This is a genomic window from Streptomyces prasinopilosus, assembly GCF_001419695.1.
GTDB classification, from domain to species: Bacteria; Actinomycetota; Actinomycetes; order Streptomycetales; family Streptomycetaceae; genus Streptomyces; species Streptomyces prasinopilosus.
The window spans coordinates 1-2,289 of the sequence record NZ_LIRG01000846.1; the positions used below are offsets into that span (position 1 = coordinate 1).

Genomic DNA, 2,289 nt, shown 5'->3' on the forward strand with positions numbered 1-2,289 from the left:
ATGTCCTGGACCAGGGCGCCCCGGGACAGGTCGTTGACCGGCTTGCGCAGGCCCTGGAGCACCGGGCCGACCGCGACCGCGCCGGCCGAACGCTGCACGGCCTTGTAGGTGTTGTTGCCGGTGTTCAGGTCGGGGAAGACCAGTACGGTCGCCTGCCCGGCGACCTCGGAGTCCGGCAGCTTGGTCGCCGCGACCGACGGCTCCACGGCCGCGTCGTACTGGATCGGCCCCTCCACCCGGAGGTCCGGGCGGCGCGCGCGGACCAGCTCGGTCGCCTCGCGCACCTTGTCGACGTCGGCGCCGGAGCCGGACGTGCCCGTCGAGTACGACAGCATCGCGATCCGCGGTTCCACCCCGAACCGCGCGGCCGTGACCGCCGACTGCACGGCGATGTCGGCGAGCTGCTCGGCGTCCGGGTCGGGGTTGACCGCGCAGTCGCCGTAGACCAGGACCCGGTCGGCCAGGCACATGAAGAACACGGAGGAGACGATGGACGCGTCCTCGCGGGTCTTGATGATCTCGAAGGCCGGCCGGATGGTGGCGGCGGTGGAGTGCGCCGAGCCGGACACCATGCCGTCGGCCAGCCCTTCCTGCACCATCAGCGTGCCGAAGTAGTTCACGTCCGAGACGACGTCGTAGGCCAGTTCGACGCTGACGCCCCGGTGCGCGCGCAGGGCGGCGTACTTCTCGGCGAAGGCGTCCCGCAGCTCGGACTCGGCCGGGTCGATCAGCCGGCTGTCGCCGAGGTCGATGCCGAGGTCGGCGGCCTTCTTGCGGATGCGGTCGACCGGCCCGAGCAGGGTGAGGTCGCACACACCCCGGCGCATCAGCACCTCGGCCGCGCGCAGCACCCGCTCCTCGTCGCCCTCGGGCAGGACGACCCGCTTCAGGTCGGAACGGGCCTGTTCGAGCAGCTTGTGCTCGAACATCATCGGCGTCACCCGGTCGCTGCTGGGCGCGGAGACCCGCCGGGTGAGCTCGGCGGTGTCGGCGTACCGCTCGAAGAGGCCGAGCGCGGTCTCCGCCTTGCGCGGGGTGGCCGCGTTCAGCTTCCCCTCCAGGGAGAACAGCTGCTCGGCGGTGGGGAAGCTGTTGCCGGGCACCGACAGCACGGGGGTGCCGGGGGCGAGCCGGTCGGCGAGGGTGAGGATGCGGTCGCCGGGCACCTCGTCCAGGGTGAGCAGCACGCCGGCTATCGGCGGGGTGCCGGCGCTGTGCGCGGCCAGCGTGCCGACGACCAGGTCGGCGCGGTCGCCCGGGGTGACGACCAGGCAGCCGGGGGTCAGGGCGGCGAGGAGGTTGGGCAGCATGGCGCCGCCGAAGACGAAGTCCAGGGCGTCGCGGGCCAGTCCGGAGTCGTCGCCGAGCACCACCTTCGCGCCGAGGGTGTGGGCGATCTGGGCGACCGTGGGGGCGGCGAGCGCGGGTTCGTCGGGGACCACGTAGCAGGGCACGGGCAGCCGGGAGGCGAGCCGTCCGGCGATCTCGTCGCGGTCCTCGCGGGCGACCCGGTTGACCACCATGGCCAGCACGTCGCACCCCCGGTTGTGGTAGGCGCTGTAGGCGTTGCGGGTCTCGTCGCGCACCGACTCGGAGGTCTGCCGGCGGCCCCCCACGACGGGGATCACCGAGGCGCCGAACTCGTTGGCCAGGCGGGCGTTGAGGGACAGCTCGTCCGGGAACTGGGTGTCGGCGTAGTCGGTGCCGAGGACGAGGACGACGTCGTACGCGCGGGCGACCAGGTGGAACCGGTCGACCAGCGTCGACACCAGTTCGTCGGGGCCGCGTTCGGCCTGGAGGGCGGACGCCTCCTGGTAGTCCATGCCGTAGACGGTCGCCGGGTCCTGGGTCAGCCGGTAGCGGGCGCGCAGCAGCTCGAAGAGGCGGTCCGGCCCGTCGTGCACCAGGGGACGGAACACGCCCACCCGGTCGACCTGCCGGGTCAGGAGTTCCATCACTCCCAGTTCGACGACCTGGCGGCCGTCGCCACGGTCGATGCCGGTGACGTACACACTGCGGGTCACGCGTGCTCCGTTTCGTCGGGGTCTCGCGGTGCTTCTGGCCCTGGGGACCGGTGCCCTCCCGGCGCCGGACGACACCCGCCCGCCGGGGCGGGCGGATCCTCCTCGACAGTACCTCCGGCGCTGGTGGGGGTGCCCGCCCGAGGGGCCGGGCACGACACCGGGACACGCGGCGGGACCGGGCGGCCGCGACCCGTCCCGGGAGGGCCGGGGCGGGGGAGGGACACGGGAGCCGGGGCACGGAAGAGGGACGGAAGAGGGACGGGGC

Annotated in this window: 1 protein-coding gene; it reads right to left on the bottom strand. The window is 73.4% G+C overall.

From position 1 onward, the window contains the following. On the bottom strand, window positions 1-2,024 hold a 2,024-nt coding region (gene pta / locus AOK18_RS27400; protein WP_055696073.1), incomplete at its 3' end, for a phosphate acetyltransferase. Window positions 2,025-2,289 lie beyond the last annotated feature (265 nt).